The organism is Corynebacterium minutissimum (assembly GCF_016889765.1).
In the GTDB taxonomy this organism is placed as follows: domain Bacteria; phylum Actinomycetota; class Actinomycetes; order Mycobacteriales; family Mycobacteriaceae; genus Corynebacterium; species Corynebacterium minutissimum_B.
On the sequence record NZ_CP069533.1, the window covers coordinates 1,132,744 to 1,150,454 of the forward strand.

The 17,711-nt window shown below is 60.7% G+C and carries 17 protein-coding genes; 9 read left to right on the plus strand and 8 right to left on the minus strand.

What is annotated here, in order from left to right; genetic code table 11:
* Positions 1 to 31 precede the first annotated feature (31 nt).
* The 4 genes from I6J26_RS05190 to I6J26_RS05205 form a co-directional block, all read right to left on the minus strand.
* The gene (locus I6J26_RS05190; protein WP_115023660.1) at positions 32 to 1,516 is read right to left on the minus strand and encodes an IS30 family transposase; all 1,485 of its coding nucleotides are present in this window, start codon (positions 1,514 to 1,516) and stop codon (positions 32 to 34) included.
* A gap of 111 nt (positions 1,517 to 1,627) precedes the next feature.
* Positions 1,628 to 2,557 carry a DUF5926 family protein gene (locus I6J26_RS05195; RefSeq protein ID WP_115023939.1) on the minus strand — a complete coding sequence of 310 codons (930 nt, stop codon included), beginning with the start codon at positions 2,555 to 2,557 and terminating at the stop codon, positions 1,628 to 1,630.
* A 21-nt stretch (positions 2,558 to 2,578) separates the two neighbouring features.
* Entirely contained in the window at positions 2,579 to 3,283 is a 705-nt protein-coding gene (locus I6J26_RS05200) for a glycerophosphodiester phosphodiesterase family protein (RefSeq protein ID WP_115023941.1), read from the minus strand.
* On the minus strand, positions 3,283 to 4,233 hold the full coding sequence (locus I6J26_RS05205) for an L-lactate dehydrogenase (RefSeq protein ID WP_115023944.1): 951 nt from the start codon (positions 4,231 to 4,233) through the stop codon (positions 3,283 to 3,285). The genes I6J26_RS05200 and I6J26_RS05205 overlap by 1 nt, the downstream gene beginning before the upstream one ends.
* 149 nt (positions 4,234 to 4,382) lie before the next feature.
* Here I6J26_RS05205 and I6J26_RS05210 point away from each other — a divergent pair, with 149 nt between their 5' ends.
* Positions 4,383 to 6,215 carry an alpha/beta-hydrolase family protein gene (locus tag I6J26_RS05210; RefSeq protein ID WP_239121841.1) on the plus strand — a complete coding sequence of 611 codons (1,833 nt, stop codon included), beginning with the start codon at positions 4,383 to 4,385 and terminating at the stop codon, positions 6,213 to 6,215.
* Here the strand turns inward: I6J26_RS05210 and msrA are convergent.
* Positions 6,212 to 6,862, minus strand: a complete 651-nt coding sequence (gene msrA, locus I6J26_RS05215; protein WP_115023949.1) for a peptide-methionine (S)-S-oxide reductase MsrA — start codon at positions 6,860 to 6,862, stop codon at positions 6,212 to 6,214. The genes I6J26_RS05210 and msrA overlap by 4 nt on opposite strands.
* Before the next feature lie 188 nt (positions 6,863 to 7,050).
* On the opposite strand from msrA, the gene I6J26_RS05220 reads away from it, so the two are divergent.
* The 4 genes from I6J26_RS05220 (at position 7,051) to I6J26_RS05235 (ending at position 10,855) form a co-directional block, all read left to right on the plus strand.
* Positions 7,051 to 7,653 (plus strand): superoxide dismutase, encoded by a 603-nt coding sequence (locus tag I6J26_RS05220; RefSeq protein WP_070673390.1) that lies wholly within the window; start codon positions 7,051 to 7,053, stop codon positions 7,651 to 7,653.
* A gap of 292 nt (positions 7,654 to 7,945) precedes the next feature.
* On the plus strand, positions 7,946 to 9,652 hold the full coding sequence (locus I6J26_RS05225; RefSeq protein ID WP_115023951.1) for a carbon starvation CstA family protein: 1,707 nt from the start codon (positions 7,946 to 7,948) through the stop codon (positions 9,650 to 9,652).
* Entirely contained in the window at positions 9,642 to 9,899 is a 258-nt protein-coding gene (locus I6J26_RS05230; RefSeq protein WP_115023953.1) for a cory-CC-star protein, read from the plus strand. The genes I6J26_RS05225 and I6J26_RS05230 overlap by 11 nt, the downstream gene beginning before the upstream one ends.
* Positions 9,890 to 10,855: an ArsA family ATPase gene (locus I6J26_RS05235; RefSeq protein ID WP_115023956.1), complete on the plus strand. Its 966-nt coding sequence runs from the start codon at positions 9,890 to 9,892 to the stop codon at positions 10,853 to 10,855. The genes I6J26_RS05230 and I6J26_RS05235 overlap by 10 nt, the downstream gene beginning before the upstream one ends.
* On the opposite strand, the gene I6J26_RS05240 is transcribed toward I6J26_RS05235, so the two are convergent.
* Positions 10,803 to 11,693 (minus strand): LysR family transcriptional regulator, encoded by an 891-nt coding sequence (locus I6J26_RS05240; protein ID WP_115023959.1) that lies wholly within the window; start codon positions 11,691 to 11,693, stop codon positions 10,803 to 10,805. The two genes, I6J26_RS05235 and I6J26_RS05240, sit on opposite strands and share 53 nt — an antisense overlap.
* Before the next feature lie 71 nt (positions 11,694 to 11,764).
* Here I6J26_RS05240 and I6J26_RS05245 point away from each other — a divergent pair, with 71 nt between their 5' ends.
* Both I6J26_RS05245 and I6J26_RS05250 read left to right on the plus strand, forming a co-directional pair.
* Positions 11,765 to 12,916, plus strand: coding sequence for an MFS transporter (locus tag I6J26_RS05245; RefSeq protein ID WP_115023961.1), 1,152 nt, complete (start codon positions 11,765 to 11,767; stop codon positions 12,914 to 12,916).
* An 11-nt stretch (positions 12,917 to 12,927) separates the two neighbouring features.
* The gene (locus tag I6J26_RS05250; RefSeq protein WP_239121842.1) at positions 12,928 to 14,220 is read left to right on the plus strand and encodes a copper oxidase; all 1,293 of its coding nucleotides are present in this window, start codon (positions 12,928 to 12,930) and stop codon (positions 14,218 to 14,220) included.
* 33 nt (positions 14,221 to 14,253) lie between these two features.
* On the opposite strand, the gene I6J26_RS05255 is transcribed toward I6J26_RS05250, so the two are convergent.
* Complete coding sequence (locus I6J26_RS05255; protein ID WP_115023967.1) at positions 14,254 to 15,690, minus strand: TM0106 family RecB-like putative nuclease; 1,437 nt, start codon at positions 15,688 to 15,690, stop codon at positions 14,254 to 14,256.
* Positions 15,691 to 15,764: 74 nt separating this feature from the next.
* Here I6J26_RS05255 and I6J26_RS05260 point away from each other — a divergent pair, with 74 nt between their 5' ends.
* Complete coding sequence (locus I6J26_RS05260) at positions 15,765 to 16,397, plus strand: DUF6474 family protein (protein ID WP_115023970.1); 633 nt, start codon at positions 15,765 to 15,767, stop codon at positions 16,395 to 16,397.
* Between the two features lie 354 nt (positions 16,398 to 16,751).
* Positions 16,752 to 17,069 carry a histone-like nucleoid-structuring protein Lsr2 gene (locus I6J26_RS05265; RefSeq protein WP_115023972.1) on the plus strand — a complete coding sequence of 106 codons (318 nt, stop codon included), beginning with the start codon at positions 16,752 to 16,754 and terminating at the stop codon, positions 17,067 to 17,069.
* On the opposite strand, the gene I6J26_RS05270 is transcribed toward I6J26_RS05265, so the two are convergent.
* Complete coding sequence (locus tag I6J26_RS05270) at positions 17,066 to 17,704, minus strand: LuxR C-terminal-related transcriptional regulator (protein WP_039672645.1); 639 nt, start codon at positions 17,702 to 17,704, stop codon at positions 17,066 to 17,068. The two genes, I6J26_RS05265 and I6J26_RS05270, sit on opposite strands and share 4 nt — an antisense overlap.
* Positions 17,705 to 17,711: the final 7 nt, after the last annotated feature.

Consider the following 17,711-nt stretch of genomic DNA (forward strand, 5'->3'; position numbering starts at 1 on the left):
AATCATTGGGCGGTTTCAAGTGGTGGATGCATCACTTGAATAGTTCTTGTATCTTCTCTTCGGGTTTATACCAGTCGAGGACTTTTCTAGGGCGCCCGTTGAGAAGGTCTTGAATGTGTTGGACATCCTTGTCGGTCAGAGTACTAAAGTCGCTTCCTTTAGGTAGGAAGTCTCTGACTAGCCCGTTGGTGTTTTCGTTGGTAGGGCGCTGCCAAGGCGAGTGCGGATCGCAGAAGTAAACTGCTAGTCCACGTGCGATGCTCAGCTTGTCGACTTGGGCTAATTCAACGCCTTGGTCCCAGGTCAGCGTTTTGGTGATGTTGCGTATTTTGCCGGTAAACATCTCGATTAACTTATCGACAGTCGTGGCGGAATCATGAACATCCAGTTTGCGGATCATGGTGTAGCGAGTACTGCGTTCTACACAGGTTACGAGTGCAGTGGTTCCTCCTTGGCCGATGATGAGATCGCCTTCCCAGTGTCCTGGAACAGCGCGGTCTTCAACGCTGGCAGGGCGCTTGCTGATGCGGTAGTCTTCACCAATCCAGCTTCGATTACCGCGGGCTGGCAGGCGTGATTGTGGTTTTCGGCCGGTACGCCCAGAACGCAGGGCTTTTTCTACCTTCAATTCCTGGCGCAAAGCGCCTTTGGCTTGGATGTAGAGAGCTTGGTAGATGGTTTCATGGCTAATTGACATATCCCCACCTTTACCGAAGCAGCGGGCAAGATAGTTCGAAATCTGCTCAGGCGACCACTTCGTGTTCAACCCCTCGATGACCAAGGCACGCAACTGCGGGTTGGTATCGAGTTTGCGGGGTTTAGGCCTGGCTAGGCGGTCTACAGCCCGCTTTTGTGCCACGAGGGCATCGTAGCCATGCTCAGTCATCCCACGGGCGATTTCCCTGCTAATCGTCGACTGATTACGTCCCAGCTGGGCTGCAATCTCGCGGTGAGTATGGCCCTGTTTCAGCAGGTAGGCTATCTCTATTCGGTCATGTCGGATAAGACGCTTTCCGCGTCCTACCTTCGATTCAGATTCAGTGGGATGATCATTGAGTATCAAACGCCCAGACATGTGATCATGGTGCCACGCTTTGACCGTGTCAGCGCTGCGATCAACCACCTGGCCGGCCTGCTTATAGCTTTTGCCAGCATCAACCAGCTTTAGAGCTTGGGCAATGCGATCCCGGTCATGTTGTGCCGTTCCACCGCGATTGCCTCGGACGAGCTCCAACCCGTCCTGAGCAAGGTAGCGATAAGCCAGACTTTGAGGAAACCCGACCTCTTCAATTGCGCTGAGCACAGATCGGCCACTCTCAACCAGAGCGACAACTTGTTGATACTGCTTGTCAACCAAACTCCGCTGACGCCGAGCACGGTTAAGCCCCTCGCTTTGGCGCCATGCCCTCGCCTGAACCTTCGAGACGCCCAACTCCTTCAGGATCACTGGCACCGGACGCGCATCATGCAGATACGCCTCCACAAACCGCTCACGTAGCTTCTCATCACCTGACATCTACACAACCTCCTAGCTGTATAGATGCATTCACCACCTGAGCCCGCCTTGGGTTTTGGAGCCTTATTTGATCGATCGGTACCTATGCCTCGGAGCGAAGGCACCGAGGTACTAGCGCAGGGTCACCTGACGGGACTTGATGTTCTGCAGCTGCTTGCGCTCGTCAGCGTTGAGGTTGGCGTCGTTGGACATCTCTTCCTCCAAAGCCTTGTTCACGCGGGAGAGCTCGGCCTCGTAGGAGTCGTGCGCCACGTCCGGGTCAAGGTCGAAGACCGGGGCGATGAGACCATGGGTGCGGAAGACACCGGCGAACTTGGTACCTTCACCCAGGTTGAGCTCACCGCGTGCGGCGACGCGAGACAGGGCGTTAAGGAAGGCATTTTCGTCATCGCACGGGCGGACCCAGCGGATGTGCGCCTTGCCGCCACCAGCATTAGCCCAGAAAGCGGTGCCAATGAAGCCCTCAGCATCCTGGCCTACCTGGTAGGACTCGATGACGGAATCGTTGGCGCGCTGCAGAGCCTGTGCCATGTGTGGCGGGACCTGTGCGCCCTCCGGCATCCACCAGGAGAAGTCCTGGTAGACGGTGATGTCGAGCTCAGCAGATTCGTCGAGAAGCTCAGAGAGCTCCGGCTGGGAGCCGTCGGCAGCGGTGGACTCCAGGGTGGAGCCCGGGGCGTTGTTCTTTACCCAGTTGAGAGCAAAGGCCAGGTCGCGGCCCGGGTTGTGGGTATGAGACTGGACCTGCAGGCCCACGAAGGCATCTCCGCCAGACTCCTCATCGCGGATGAGCGCCGCGGATGCACCCGGCAGCACGGTTACAACGTAGACGTCCTTGTCAAAGCCCTTAACGGAGAGCTTCGCCGTTGCGGAAGGAACGAATTCCTGCAGGGCAACGAGGCTAGACTCAGCGGCGAGTCCACCAAACGGGCGGGGATCCTTTTCCAGGGCGGCGCGCTCGGCGGCGCGGGCAGCAAGCTTAGCTTGGCGGCGGGACATGCCCTCCGGCAGCTGTTCGTTCTTCTTTTTCTTCTTGGCCATACCCAACAACTTACCTGTTGCTTACAGCTCAATGGCGTGCAGGGCCACTTCAGGTTCATTCGTCGCGAGAATATCCACCCCGTTGGCCCACGCCCACTTCATGTCTTCCGGCTTATCGATGGTCCACATGTACGTCGGCAAGCTATGCGCACCGATGGCATCAGGCTGGATTTTGCCGCGGAGAATCGACATGCCCAAGCCCGTGGGCTGGGATAACAGGAAATCAGGCCGGTTGACGTGACGCTCCCAATCGCGGCGCAAATAAATGCGATCAATCTGGGGAGCAAGAGCTGTCATGCGGCGGATGGCGCGGTGGGAAAAGGAAATCATGTGGATACGGGGGTCGTCGATAAGCCCCGCGTAGCGCAGGCGCAGCACCATCTGCTCCTCAAGGATGTCGCCCTGCCCCGACGGGTGTTTGGTTTCGACGTAGAGGTGGTGGTTCGTGCCGTCGAGCATTTCCAGGAGTTCGTCGAAAAGCAGCATGCGTTGGCCGCCCCCAATGTTGAGGCGGCGCAGGTCCTCCCACGTCTGGCGGGACACCCGGCCCGAACCGTTCGTGGTGCGGTCCAGGGTGGGATCGTGGTGGACCACCACCTTGCCATCGCTGCTCAGGCGAATATCGCACTCGATGCCATGGATAGGCAGCTCGAGCGCTTTCTCAAAGGCAAGAGGGGATAGCTCCGGATATTTCCCGGAGTATCCCCTATGGGCGACAATCTTCACTAGCCGAAGATTTCTTCCTTAATCGTGTTCAGCGTGTTGAAGGAGTGGTCGAAGCGCTCCTGCTCGTGCTCATCCAGCTGCAGCTCGATGACACGGTTGACACCGTTGCGGTCAACGATGGCCGGGGTACCGATGAAGACATCTTCCTTACCACCGTATTCGCCTTGTAGGTAAGCAGAGACCGGAAGTGCCACGGCCTGATTCTGAATGACTGCGCGGGTAATGCGTGCCAACGCCATACCGATGCCATAAGAGGTAGAGCCCTTGGCGTCGATGATGTGGTAGGCGGCGTCGCGAGTGTCTTCGAAGATCTTCTCAATGCGCTCGTTGTAGCCCGGGTCCTTCTCAGAACGGTGGGACAGGGAGACACCTGCGATGTTGGCGGAGGAGACGACCGGCAGTTCGGAATCGCCATGCTCACCGATGATGTAGGCGTGGACGGAGGTGGGCGCGACGTCATCCATCTCAGAGAGCATGTAACGGTAGCGGGCCGAGTCCAAGACGGTACCGGAGCCGATGACTCGGTGGTGCGGGAAGCCGGAGGCCTTCCACACGGCGTAGGTGAGAATATCCACCGGGTTGGAGGCAACGAGGAAAATGCCGTCGAAGCCGTTCTTCATAACGTCGCCCACAATGGAGTTCATGATCTTGACGTTCTTGTCCACGAGCTGCAGACGGGTCTCACCCGGCTTCTGCGCAGCGCCGGCGCAGATGACGACCATGGCGGCGTCCTTGCAGTCCTCATAGGTGCCCTTGGTCACGCGGGTGCGGGACGGGGCCCAGACGACACCATGGTTGAGGTCCATGACGTTGCCTTCGAGCTTCTTCTCGTCGATGTCGATGATGGCCAGGTGATCAACAGTGCCCTGGTTCACCAGAGCGTAAGCGTAAGCGACTCCAACATCGCCTGCGCCGATGAGTACTACTTTGTTTCCAACATGATTTCCCATGACTCCTATTCTGCCCCCAATGTCCGAATTTTGCTCGCTATGCGCCCGACTTCACAGGTTCAATAGTCCGATCTCACATTTCCCTGCCCGATCGGGCATCCTTTGACGGCCATCTGCACGGCAGCGTTAAAGCTGGTTCAATGGCGACCATGCGCACAGTCCTTCGCCGCATCGCTCTCAAGACCACCCAAAATGTTCTTCACGCTGCAATTTTTGGCTTGGAGTTGGTCAGCGATCTTACCCCGGGCGTGCGCATGACAGGAAGAAAACGTCTTCCCCAAAACATGTGGCCCGGCCTCTTTGGCGCCGAGGTTGCCACCTGGGCGGCCGTCTCCCCGTCGCTTCTTCCGCGCCCGTGGTGGGTCACGGCGGCCAACGTGGCCATGGGCCAAGGCGCAGGCCACCTCGCCGCAACGACCGCAGCCTTCGCTACGAAACAAGCACTGCGCCTAGTAGGACGCCGACCCCAAGACCATGTCGGCCCTACTACTCGCCGCTATTCCTACTACCTCCTCGGGCTGGGCACCTTCGTGGCAGGACTCCGGTCACTCCGCAACCAGACGGAGCAGGCCCGGTTGGTCAGTAAGCTCAATGACCGCGGGCCCCAAACTGCGGCACTTGGCATGCTTGTAGGTACCGCCGGGTATGGTGCGCTCTTGATTCTTGGCGAAGCTACCCAGCTCACCGTCACGCAGCTTTCCCGTCAAGTTCAACGTTGGCTTCCCCGGTGGATTGCCTGGCCACTGGCGGGCGGCGCGGTGGGCTTTGCCGCTGCCGTCCTCAGTGACCGCATGGTGTGGCGCCGGATGCTGAGCTCAGCCTCTATCAACGCGTTGGAGCTCAACAGGCTGGTCTACCCGGGCTCCTCCATGCCGTGGGAGCCGGAGCGTTCCGGAAGCCCGTGGTCCCATGAACCGTGGACAGCAGTTGGCTCACAGGGCAGGGCTTTTCTTGACCGCGGCCCGCGCGCCAACGACATCCGGGAGGTCATGCACTTCGAGCGAGCCCGCGAGCCAATCCGCATCTACATTGGCCTGATTCGCGGCCGCGGCCCACAAGCAGCTGCGCGCCAAGCCGTGGCGGAGATGGATCGCACGGGCGCTTTCCACCGCAACACCATCGTGGTGCAGCTCCCCTCTGGTTCGGGCTGGATCAACAACTACTCCGTGAGCAGCTATGAGTTCCTCACGCGCGGAAATTGCGCCACGGTGGCGCTGCAGTTCGACTATTTGCCCTCGATGTTTTCCTATCTCGTGGACAAGGACCTTTCAACCACCTTTGCCCGCGAGCTCATTACTGCTGTGCGGGAGCGCCTTGAGCTCCTCCCAGAGGACAATCGCCCCAAGTTCTACCTCAGCGGCGAATCCCTGGGGTGCTATGCCATTGTTGAAAACTACGAGAATCTCGAGGACCTCCTCGCCGATTGTGACGGCGCAGTCTTCACCGGACCTCCCCGCATGACCAGCTTCATGCGCCGCCTGCACCGTGAGCGCGGCTCCCTAGAGCGCCTGCCGCTTATCGACGGCGGCCGCCACCTCCGCTTCGCTGCCGTCCCCGAACACATGGAGCACGACGCGTTCGGCGAGCCCTACGGCCCCTGGGAGCGCCCGCGCGTAGCGGTGGGCCAGCATGCCTCCGATCCCATCGTCTGGTGGGATAAAACACTCATCTATGCCCGCCCCAATTGGATTCACGAACCTACCCCGAAGACGCTGTATGCCGATACTTTCGAAAACCTCCACTGGCACCCCTTTATTACCTTCTGGCAGGTAGCCCTTGACCAGATCAATTCACTCAACGTGCCCGGCGGTCACGGCCACAACTATTTCGAGGAAACCTTCTGGTACTGGGATGCCGTCCTCGGCTCACAAACGCGCGCCCAGCTCACGCCTGAGCTAGCCGAGCGGATGCGCGCTTTTGTCGAGCGCGACCAGCTCAACAAACCGACTGACTTCCGGACGCAGGTACGCGCGCAGCTCTAGTCGCACTTCACGCCAGTGCTGTGGTGCGGACAATAACCGTTGGGTACCTTGTGCAGGTACTGCTGGTGTTCATCTTCCGCCAAGTAGTACTCGCCTGCGTCCGTCTCACGGAGAAGGGTGATTTCAGTCGTGGTGTCACCAAAGTTGGCTGCGGCAAGCTTGGCGGCATAGGAATCCACCAGCTGTTGAATCTCCTCGCGCTCCTCTTCCGTCTCTGGATAGAAAGCGGAGCGGTACTGGGTGCCCACGTCGTTGCCTTGGCGGAATCCCTGGGTCGGGTCGTGGGCCTCAAGCGCCTTGACCACGAGGTCACGCAGGCTAATGCGCTCCGGGTCATAGGTGATCTGGACAACCTCTGCATGGTTGGTCAGGCCGCGGCAGACTTCGTAATAGGTGGGGTTCGGGGTCGCGCCGCCGGCGTAGCCCACGGAGGTGGACTCCACGCCCTCGGTTTCCCAGTACATTTTCTCAGCACCCCAAAAGCATCCGATAGCAATGAGGAGGGACTTCTGACCTTCCTTCCACGGGCCGGTAATCGGCGTGCCAAGCACGGCATGGGGCTGCGGATTGGTCAGGACAGGCTCTGCTCGCCCGGGGAGTGCGTCGCCCTTCGAAACGAGCGCGGGCTCTGGTTTGTAGAGGAACATGCAGGATTCTCCTTTACGTGTCGATGCATCCTCTTATACCCCTCGGCCCTGTGGAGGAGCCACTTTTTGTTCAGGGTGGTCCGCGCCCGGACAACGCTGCAGGGTGTCCACCCTGCAGAAAATATTGTGGCCAAATTCTCAATCTGCCCCTACCATGGGCCGCGAACCCAATAGAAAGGATTGTAACAATGGCTGTTTACGAACTTCCGGAACTCGACTACGCATACGACGCACTGGAGCCGCACATCTCCGCTGAGATCATGGAGCTGCACCACTCCAAGCACCACGCCGGCTACGTTGCTGGCGCTAACGCAGCGCTCGAGGCTCTGGAGGAGCAGCGCAACGGCGAGGCTAACGCTGACGCTATCCGCGCGCTGTCCAAGAACCTGGCCTTCAACCTGGGTGGCCACACCAACCACTCCATCTTCTGGAAGAACCTTTCCCCGAACGGTGGCGGCGAGCCGACTGGCGAGCTGGCTGAGGCTATTAACCGCGACTTCGGTTCCTTCGAGAAGTTCAAGGCTCACTTCTCCGCTGTTGCTACCGGCCTGCAGGGCTCCGGTTGGGCAGTTCTGGGCTACGACCACATTGCTGGCCGCCTGGTTATTGAGCAGCTCTCTGATCAGCAGGGCAACATCTCCGTGAACTTCACCCCGCTACTCATGCTGGATATGTGGGAGCACGCTTTCTACCTCCAGTACAAGAACGTGAAGGCTGACTACGTTAAGGCTGTGTGGAACGTCTTCAACTGGGAGGACGTTGCTGAGCGTTACGCTGCCGCTACCAAGTAAGCAGCTCACCGGCTTTAACTAAGGCCAACTAGCACGTCACCGCGCCGACACCCTCGGACTTTCTGAGGCTCTCGGCGCGGTGTCGTCGTTTTTCTTCGACCACACGGCGCACCCCCTCCTGCCCCACCCATCACATCTTTCCCTATAGAGGTTTAGAAATTAATGCCACCTTCGCAATTAGGCTATGGCATAATTCACACCATCTGCACATGTGGTGACGCATCACTGGCGTGATTTCTAGGAATGTTAGCTCCGATTCGTCGTTGCCCGAAACTCTCTACAGGTGGTTGTTGTGAACTCACTTATCCTCGTCTTCCTTGGACTCGCCATGATGCTGGCGGGTTATCTTTTATACTCCCGTTTCTTGGCGTCGAAGGTCTACCAGCTCTCAGATAGCTTTTCCACGCCCGCTCACACGATGGAGGACGGCGTCGACTACGTCCCCACCAACAAGTACGTCCTCTGGGGCCACCACTTCACCTCGGTCGCCGGCGCGGCACCCATTATTGGCCCGGCTGTCGCCGTTATCTGGGGCTGGCTCCCAGCCTTCCTGTGGGTCACGCTCGGCACGGTCTTCTTCGCTGGCATGCATGACCTCGGTGCCCTGTGGGCCTCCCAGCGCCACCGAGGCCAGTCCATCGGAACGCTTTCCGGCCGCTACATCGGCGCTCGTGGCCGCGCGCTCTTCCTCGTGGTCATCTTCCTGCTGCTCCTCATGGTCAACGCTGCCTTCGCCGTGGTGATTTCCAACCTGCTCATTTCCACCCCGACGGCCGTCATCCCCACCTGGGGCGCCATCCTTGTCGCCTTGCTCATCGGCCAAGCCATCTACCGCTTGAAGTGGAACCTACCGATTGTGTCCGTCGTCGGTGTGGCCGCGCTCTATGCGCTCATGGTTATTGGTGACCGCTTCCCGCTGGCCCTTCCGGAGACTGTCATGGGCATCCCTGACCGCGGCGTGTGGATTATTCTGCTCTTCGCCTACGCCTTCATTGCCTCCCTGCTGCCGGTGTGGGTTCTGCTCCAGCCGCGCGATTACATCAATGGCCTGCAGCTTTTCGTGGGCCTGGGCATCCTCTACGGTTCCTTCCTCATTACCCGCCCAGACATCGTTGCCCCGACCGTCTCGGACCACGTTCCGGACGATGCCCCAAACCTCATCCCGCTCCTCTTCGTCACCATTGCCTGTGGTGCTATCTCTGGCTTCCACGGTGTGGTGAGCTCTGGTACCTCATCGAAGCAGCTGGACAAGGAAACAGATGCCCGCTTCGTCGGCTACTTTGGTTCCGTTGGTGAGGGCCTCCTGGCACTTGGCACCATCGTGGCTACCACGTCCGGTTTCAAGACGGCGGCCGATTGGGAGAACATTTACAACGAGTGGAACGCTGGCGGTGTGGGCGCCTTCGTCCAGGGCGGCGGCTCGCTGATGAATGAGGGCCTGGGTATCCCTACCTCGCTCTCCGCCACCATCCTGGCCACCATGGCGGTTCTCTTCGCCGCCACCACGATGGACTCCGGAGTGCGCCTGCAGCGCATGGTCGTCTCCGAAGCCGCCGAGCTCATGGGCCTGAAGCTCAGCGGCCTCGTTGCCACGATCATCGCCGTGGGCTGCGCGTTGGGCCTGACCTTCTCCACGGGTGTCGATGGTTCCGGCGGCATGCTCATCTGGCCGCTGTTCGGTACCACGAACCAGCTCATGGCTGGCCTGACCTTGTCCATCATCGTGGTTATCCTCACGCAGCTGCGCCGCCCGACGTGGCCGGTCATCATTCCTCTCGTCTTCGTCACCGTCATGTCCTTGTGGGCCGCAGTGCTGCAGCTCACGACGCTCTTCCAGGCGGAGAACTGGCTGCTGCTGGCCATCGATGTCGTCATCATCATTGCCGCTGTGTGGGTTATCGGCGAAGCCATCGCCGCCATCTCCCGCGCGCGCAAGGCACCGCAGGTCACGTGGGACGACGAGGACGTCGAGCCTCCGGTACCGTCTCATGCTCGATAAGCTCAAGGCCTTTGGGCGCGGGCTTACCGAGTTCTACTCCGCGCCCTACCGTCGGTCCTTCGCCAAGGCGCAGCAGGAAGAAGATGACCTCTTCATGCTGCTCGTCATGTCGGAGGCCCTCGGCGTGCCGAACCCAGCTAGCTATTACACCCTGGAGTTGCTGCCGCTCATGTACGAGGATTTCCATGCCTGGCACACGCGCATGGGCATGGAGCGCTCACCGTTGAACGGAATTTCATGCTGTTAGCCCCCATCCTGTTTTTCGGCGGCAAAGGTGGCGTGGGCAAGACCACGCTGGCCACTGCCACCGCCCTGCGCCTAGCCCAGGAGGGCAAGGACGTCCTGCTCGTGTCCACGGATCCGGCCCACAATCTAGGCCACATTTGGGACGCCGCGCTTTCCGACGTCCCCACGACCGTCCGCCCCCATCTCTCCGCCGTGGAGCTCGACCCGGCGCGGGCCACGGAGGAGCACCTGGGGGACGTCGGCAAGCAGATGCGTCGATTCATGCCCGAGCGCCTGCACCGCGAGGTCAATCGGCAGCTAGACCTTGCCCGGCACTCACCTGGCACGCATGAGGCGGCGATGCTGGAGCGCATCGCGGAGCTCATCGAGGACCGTGCGGACTACGATCATATTGTTTTCGACACCGCACCGTCTGGGCATACTTCGCGGCTCATGGCTCTACCGGAGATCATGGCGGCCTATACCGATGGGCTGCTGGCGCGGCGCGAGAAATCCGATAAGTTCGGTGCCGTGGTGAGGGGGATGACCTCAGCAGAGAAGTCGGTATCCACCAGCTCCATGGACCCGGTTGATCGTCGCAACCAAGAGATTCGCTCCACGCTGCTCACACGCCGCCGCCGCTTCGAGCGCCTGCGAACTGCGCTGACAAGCGCCTCAACGACCACCTTCTATCTCGTTCTCACCGCCGACCGCACCCCAGTGTTGGAAACAGCTGAGTTCTTCGAAGAGCTCACCGCCAACGGAGTTCATGTAGGTGGGCTCGTGGTCAACCGCCGCACGCCGGACAGCCAGGATGCGTTCTTAGCGCAGCGCCGCGCCTCCGAGGACGAGGCACTCGCACTCCTGGCACAGGCGCTGCCTGGTCAGCCAATCGTGGAAATCCCTTGGCTGCCACATGAAGTGTCTACACCGGAGGTGCTGACTGCGCTGGCGGATTCCCTACCACAAAGTCTTTGAAGCGCTCCACGGGCGGTGCCTCATCGCCGATGCGCCACACCAGGCCGAGCTCGCGATAAGCCGCGGGCTGCAGCGGGATGAGATTACTGGTCTGGAGGTACGGATCATCGAGCGGCAAGAGCGCGGAGCCCAACCCCGCGGCGACGAGCCCAGCGACGGTTGTAAGCTCCATCGACTCGAAGACGAGGCGCGGAATAAAGCCGGCGCTGGCTGCGAGGTCATCGAGGAGCATGCGCGTTCCGTACCCCGGCAACATGCCAATGAAGGGCTCATCAGCAAACTCGTTAAGGCGCACGGTGTCCCGGCCCGCAGCCCAGTGTCCTTCCGGCACCGCCAGGCCGAGGCGCTGCAGCTTGAGCTGGTGCCACCCCACCGCGGTGTCCGTGTTCGGGCGCGGCCCCACCAGGGCCAAGTCCGATTCGCCTGCCAGCACTCGGTCCACGAGCACGCGCGCAGCTCCCTGGTGCAGGCGAATGTCCACGTGGGGGTACTCAGCGCGATAGGCCTTGAGCAGCTCTGGGACCATCCAGGTGCCCAGCGAGTGCATAAAGTCGAGCCGCACCGTACCGCGCTCAGGATCCATGAGGCGCGCCACGGCATCACGTGCCGCAGTTTCGGCGGTGAGCATGCGGCGTGCTTGCTCGACGAAGGCGCGGCCACGCGAGTTGAGCCGCAGGCGCCGGCCACTTCGCTGGAATAGGCTCGCGCCGATGTCGGCCTCTATGCGCTGTACGCGGCGGGTTAAGGCGGGCTGGGACAGCCCAAGAGAATCCGCCGCCGCTCCCACGAGACCGTGGTCGGCCACGGCGACAACACCGCGCACATCCTCCAGATTCATGCACACCTCGCATGGTTTAAGTCACTTCTAAACATTTTACACATAACCGCGGGCAGGCCATTCTTAAAGATATGACGAGAACCCGGCGCGCCACCATCGCCATGCTCTTCGTGGGCCTGGCGATTTTTTCCTGCCTCTATCCCACCCAAGCCATGCTGCCCACGTTGGTGGAGGACATGGGCATGTCCTCCACTGAGGCCGCCATGACTATTTCCGCCGCCACCGGCGCGCTGGCCGTCTGCGTCATCCCAGTCTCCATCATTTCCGAGCGCATTGGGCGCGGCAAGCTCCTGCTTGTTTCCACGATTGCCGCCACGCTCATCGGCATGCTCGTGCCCCTTGCCCCGAACCCGGAGATCCTCATTGCCACCCGCGCGCTTCAGGGCGCGGTCATCGCGGGCGCGCCCGCCACCGCCATGGCCTGGATTTCGGAGGAACTGGAATCCACCTACGTCGCCCGCGCCATGGGCCTCTACATCGCTGGCACCACCATTGGTGGCCTTACCGGCCGCCTTATCCCCACTGGTTTGCTCGAGCTCACCTCCTGGCGCTGGGCGCTGTTCGGCTCCAGCCTGGTCACCCTTATCCTGGCCATCATTGCGTCGATCCTGCTGCCCTACCAGCAGAATTTCACGCCGAAGGAGATTCACTTCCGCTCAGAGCTCAGCGCCATCTTCCGCCACGGGCGCGACACCCGCCTCATCCCACTGTTTATCGTGGCTTTCGTGGCCATGGGCACCTTCGTGTCCCTTTATAACTTCTTAGGCTTCAGGCTCATCCACCATTTCCACCTCTCGCCCGGTCTGGCTGGCTTGGTTTTCCTCTTCTATCTCACGGGCACATGGTCCTCAGCCCGCGCGGGCCGGCTCGTCACGCAGGTAGGCCATGCCAACACGTTGCTGCTGTCCTGTGCGTTGTTTGCCGTGGGCATCGCGCTGTGCGCGGGATCCCTTATCCCCACCTTGCTTGGAATCGTCCTGCTCACTATTGGTTTCTTCGCCGCGCATTCGACGGCTTCGGGCTGGGTAGGCCACATCGCAACGCATGACCGCGCAGAGGCTTCGAGCCTGTATGTCTTCTTCTATTACCTGGGCAGTTCCGTCCTGGGTGCGCTGTCTGGCATGCTTTTCGACGCTCTCCCCTGGCCCGGCTTCATCGCCACCTACGCCTTGCTGGCCGTGGGTATTGCGGGCATGAGTTGGGTTGTGAGAAAAACCGGATAAACTCGTGTTTTATGGACAAGTGGTCAACACGTACATGGCATAGGAAAGCCTCCCGCCCAGTCAGCATCTGGATGATGGTCTTCCTCCTCGCCGGTGTCTCCCACATTCTTATCCCTAATTACCGCTGGGTGCTCATCCATCTTTTTACGCTGGGTATCCTCACCAACAGCATCGTGGTGTGGTCCCAGCACCTCACCGAGAAGTTTGTGCAACTCAAGCTCCCTGATTCCGCGCGGCCGCAGCAGCTCGCGCGCATCTATCTGCTCAACGTCGGCGTCATCTGCGTGCTGATAGGTCAGCTGCTCATTGAGGCATGGGAGCCTCACTGGATTCTGACGCAGGTGGGCGCTACCTTCGTTGCTGCCGCGGTGCTCTGGCACGGCGCGGTGCTCTTCGGCCTGTGGCGACAGGCGGAATCGAAACGCTTCCGGCCGGTCGTCGCCGCCTACGTGGCCTCGGCGGCCTTCCTCGCCGTGGGCGCGGCCCTCGGCGCGCTTCTTGCGGTATTCCCTGCGCATCCGCGTCTGCTCATCGCGCACGTAGCCGCCAACGTGGGTGGCTTCGTGGGCCTTGCCGCGGCAGGTTCGCTCACCATTTTGTTCCCTTCCATCTGGCGGACCAAGGGCGTCAACCCACGCATGCGCCTCAGCTTCACGCTGCTGGGCCTCGGCGTGCTGGCCACCCTCATCGGTTCCGCGTGGAACGTCCCTGAAGTGGGTCTTATCGTCTACTGCGTGGGCTGGTTGGCGAGCCTACAAGGCTGGCTGGTCAATGTCCTCACCGTGGCCGAAGATCCTCGCGGGCGCATCACTTTCCCGGCGCTCTCCGCCCTGCTCTCAGCATTCTGGCTGGTTGGCGGCTTAACCTACTACACCGCGCAGCACTTCTTGAGCGAAGAGCCAAAGATTCCCATGCTCGCGCTTGTCGTCGGCTTTGCCGCCCAACTTCTCATTGGCGTCATGAGCTACCTCATGCCCACGACCATGGGCGGCGGCCCCTCCGCAGTGCGGGCAGGCCTGCGCGAATACAACCGCTGGGGAATCGGACGTTCCGTCTTCATCAACGGCGGCCTCGCGCTGTGGCTGGCCACGTCCAGCTCCCTCACCATGGTTGTCGCTTCTCTGCTCAGCCTCGGTTCCATGGCGCTTTTCCCGGTCCTTACCGCCCGCGCAGTCAAGGCTCAGAAGGCAGTGCTCCAAAAGAAGGCCGAGGGCCCAGCTCCGGAGACCACCACGGACTGGAACCAAGCGCTGATTGCCCTTGCTGTCCTCGTCCTTGTGGGCGCCCTCAGCTTCTTTATCTAAATCCTTCGACCTCAAACCTGAGAGACGGCGCGTTTAGGGGTCCAGCGGCGGGATGCCCGGCGCGCCAGCGGACATCCATTCGCGGACCACGTGGGTGGCGGTGACATCGCCGGCGTTATAGCGCAGGATCTGCTCGCGGGCAGAAACGTCGCCGGCCAGTGCGGCGCGGCGAGCGTTGACTGATTCCTCGCCGTCGAAGTCCTCCGGCCACTCAAACCCCGCGACGGGCGCGACGGTCTTGAGACTCAAGCCTGACGTCCCAGCGAAGCTGCGTTTGACGTGGACAAACATGTCGACCCACTCCTCAGAGGAAATGAACTCCTCCACTTCCTGGAGCGCAGGCTGGTGGAAGCGCTCGGCAGAGCGGCGCATCCAGTGGTTTTCGCCGTGGGCAGAGTAACAGTACGCGGCAAACGTCTTACCCGCTTCGTGCGCCTGGGCCCGCAGGTTCATCAGCCACTCCCAGAACTCGGCGAAATTCTCCGCCTCGGCGCGGCCACCCAACGGCTCCCACGTGGCGAAAGGAATGTAGTCGCCATTCAGCCGCGCGCCCCAGAGGTAGGCGCCTTGGTCGAGGTACGCCTCCATATCGACATCCACTTCGACGTCTGCACGGGGAACGCTGACCTGGCTACGACGCAGCAACGGAATACCTTCGCGCCAGGCGGCGGCGAGGGTGGAGGGGGCGCCGAGGGAGGCGTCGATAAGCGCCTGCACCGTCTCAATCCCCCGCTCGCGGTAGGGGTTCGCACGGTCGCCCGGGAGGAAGAGGGAGATGTCATCGCGAGCCTCAAGCTGCGGCTCGCACAGATGCCAGAAGCGACACGACGCGCACTCTTTGACGCGGCGCGGGCTGTCCGGGAGAGGCTGGGCAAGTGCAGCATCGATGGGATAACGCGAGGTATCGGTCACAAAAGCCTGGGTTCGATCCTGACCAATCGTCGCCCCGCGCCCCGAGTTGAGGCCCACCTCCTCTAGGCCGCGGGCAGCTAGGGCAAGGCGGTAGCCGTCGACGGCATGGTGTTTAATTTTGTACTTCGCCGGCAAAGGCTCGCTCAGTCCCAGGCGATGCGTGGGCACGACCACGGCGCGCGATTTTTCATTCGGACGGGCGACGCGATGATCGGAGACGATGACTGGGGTGTAGTTCTCGCCCTCACGGATAAGGAGTTCCACGCGGACCATCCACTCGTTGGTAGAAAACACCGCGTTGGTGATGTGGGTATAGCCGTACGCCAGGGCCTCCAGCGTGGCCATAGCGCGTTCAAAGTCGGTGCCTTCAAGGTCGATGCGCCGAAAGCTGCCGGGGCCTTTGCGCGGAACGAGGGCTAGGGCGGCCTCAATGGCTGCGGCATGGCGCTCCGCGCGAGCCTGGCCCGTCGGGGTGCGCGGGATATCTGGATGCGCACGGCGCTGCACGAGGCGATAGCGGCAGCCCACAAGGTCCGTGGCGACGAGCACATCTTTCACACCAGGTGAGCTTAGTAGACCACCTTGCTAAAGTTGTAGCGAGACCCTACCGATAAAAAATAAAGGACTTTTCAATGAGCTTGATCAAGAAGATCCGCAAGGCCCGCCGCGAAGCCCGCGCCGAGCTCAAGGCCGCCAAGACCCGCGCAAAGGCCGAGGTCAAGGCAGCAGATAAGGCAAGGCACCGCCAGCAGAAGCTACTGGCCAAGCAGGAGAAGGCCCTCATCAAGTCCGAGGAGAAGGGTCTGAAGAAGCGCCGCAAGCACGAGTACAAGATGGCGCAGAAGGAACTCGAGCGCATCAAGGAAGGCCGTTTTAATAAGAACAACGTCAAGCGTTACGCCGGCGCCCTGCGCACCGCAGCCCCGCTGCTGCTGCCGCTGATTTACCGCGGTATTACCGCCGCGCAGCGTGAGGTAGAAAAGAATCGCGCTAAGAAGGCGGGCGTCTCCGCTGACCAGCTCGCGTCCTTTGCTGGCCACGGCGCACCACTCAAGGCCCGCACCGCCGGCATTCGCAACTCCCTGAAGGACGCCAACGTGCCGGTCGGCTTCAAGCGTGACGTCAAGGAGCGCCTCAATGAGCTAGACGCCGCTATCGAGAACGCCGAGTACATGACCGAGCAGCAGCGTCAGCGTGCACACCGCTCCATCTCCGGTGAGATTGACTCCATTAACGCAGACATCCAGGCCAAGCTGCGCACTTAAACCACCCAGCGTTCCTGTGCCGCGACCTGTGAGAGGTCGCGGTTCTCATGTTTTCGGCGCCGTGCACCGCCTCGCTCTAGACCTTTTAAAAGCGGATTTAAAAAGAGAATCATTTCCGAAATCGATTTCTCAAATGTCACGCGAAGTATCCAGTAAGGAATATCGCCCGTTTTTCGTCACTCTCCGCTAATTTTTTCGTGTTCTGCAGTGTAGATAAATCTATTTCTCCTATATAGTCGAAGACGAGGATAAACAGCGCCTAAAGCCGCCCCTCAAAAGATAGCTTCTTTTACGAATCGCCTTCCTGCCCAGCGCACAGGGCTGGAAGGGCATAACCCTACCGTATGGAGAATCATGGCTCGCCGCGAAGTAACGCAGTTCTTTGATGACCTTGACAATAGCCCGCTTACTGAAGAAGAACTTACCGTCATCCGTTTTAGCGTTGACGGGAAGGATTATCTCCTGGATGTTTCCAAGGAGAATGCAGAGAAGTTTCACGCCGCAATGGAACCTTTTGTGAAGGCTGCTCGCCACCCCATCAAAAAGGAAACCCGCAGCTACAAACCCGCTGATGTCCGCGAATGGGCAGCCAAGCACGGCTACGAGGTAGCTGAGCGCGGCAAGATTCGCAACGACGTTATTTTGGCCTACCGCGACGCCAACAACCTTTAAAGGACTCCCTGCTCGCGGGCAGCTGCCACGGCAGAGGTGCGCGAGCGCACGCCTAGCTTGTCGTAGATGTGGACAAGGTGGGACTTCACCGTGGCTTCTGAGAGCATAAGCTCCACGCCAATTTCACGGTTGGAAGAACCTGCAGCCACCAGCTTGAGAACCTCCAGCTCGCGCGGGGTAAGCGACGTGCGTGGGGTGCGCACGCGGGTCATCAGCTTGTCGGCCACGATGGGGGACAGTGCCGAGTCACCCTCGGCAGCGGACCGCACCGCGGCGAGCAGCTCGGCCGGCGGAGCGTCTTTCAGCAAGTAGCCGACCGCACCTGATTCGATGGCACCGAGAATATCCGCATCGGTGTCATAGTTGGTGACCACAAGGACCTTGGGGGGATTGTCCATGGAGAAGCGGATAGCGGCGGTAGCCTCCGCACCGGTCATGACGCGAGTGCCTTCAATACCGGCGCCAAAGCGCAGGTCCATGAGGAGGACATCGATTCCGCCTGCTTGTGCGGCAGATACCGCGGCTTCAGCCGTGGCGACCTCACCTACTACCTCGATGTCCTCGGCGCCCTCGAGCACCGAGCGTAGACCCAGGCGCACGATCTCGTGGTCATCGGCAAGCAAGACCCTAATCACGGGCTTC

Coding starts and splice junctions, on each gene's coding strand:
- I6J26_RS05190 (WP_115023660.1), bottom strand. CDS start 1,516: ATGTCAGGTGATGAGAAGCTACGTGAGCGGTTTGTGGAGGCGTATCTG.
- I6J26_RS05195 (WP_115023939.1), bottom strand. CDS start 2,557: ATGGCCAAGAAGAAAAAGAAGAACGAACAGCTGCCGGAGGGCATGTCC.
- I6J26_RS05205 (WP_115023944.1), bottom strand. CDS start 4,233: ATGGGAAATCATGTTGGAAACAAAGTAGTACTCATCGGCGCAGGCGAT.
- I6J26_RS05210 (WP_239121841.1), top strand. CDS start 4,383: ATGCGCACAGTCCTTCGCCGCATCGCTCTCAAGACCACCCAAAATGTT.
- msrA (WP_115023949.1), bottom strand. CDS start 6,862: ATGTTCCTCTACAAACCAGAGCCCGCGCTCGTTTCGAAGGGCGACGCA.
- I6J26_RS05220 (WP_070673390.1), top strand. CDS start 7,051: ATGGCTGTTTACGAACTTCCGGAACTCGACTACGCATACGACGCACTG.
- I6J26_RS05230 (WP_115023953.1), top strand. CDS start 9,642: ATGCTCGATAAGCTCAAGGCCTTTGGGCGCGGGCTTACCGAGTTCTAC.
- I6J26_RS05235 (WP_115023956.1), top strand. CDS start 9,890: ATGCTGTTAGCCCCCATCCTGTTTTTCGGCGGCAAAGGTGGCGTGGGC.
- I6J26_RS05240 (WP_115023959.1), bottom strand. CDS start 11,693: ATGAATCTGGAGGATGTGCGCGGTGTTGTCGCCGTGGCCGACCACGGT.
- I6J26_RS05245 (WP_115023961.1), top strand. CDS start 11,765: ATGACGAGAACCCGGCGCGCCACCATCGCCATGCTCTTCGTGGGCCTG.
- I6J26_RS05250 (WP_239121842.1), top strand. CDS start 12,928: ATGGACAAGTGGTCAACACGTACATGGCATAGGAAAGCCTCCCGCCCA.
- I6J26_RS05260 (WP_115023970.1), top strand. CDS start 15,765: ATGAGCTTGATCAAGAAGATCCGCAAGGCCCGCCGCGAAGCCCGCGCC.
- I6J26_RS05265 (WP_115023972.1), top strand. CDS start 16,752: ATGGCTCGCCGCGAAGTAACGCAGTTCTTTGATGACCTTGACAATAGC.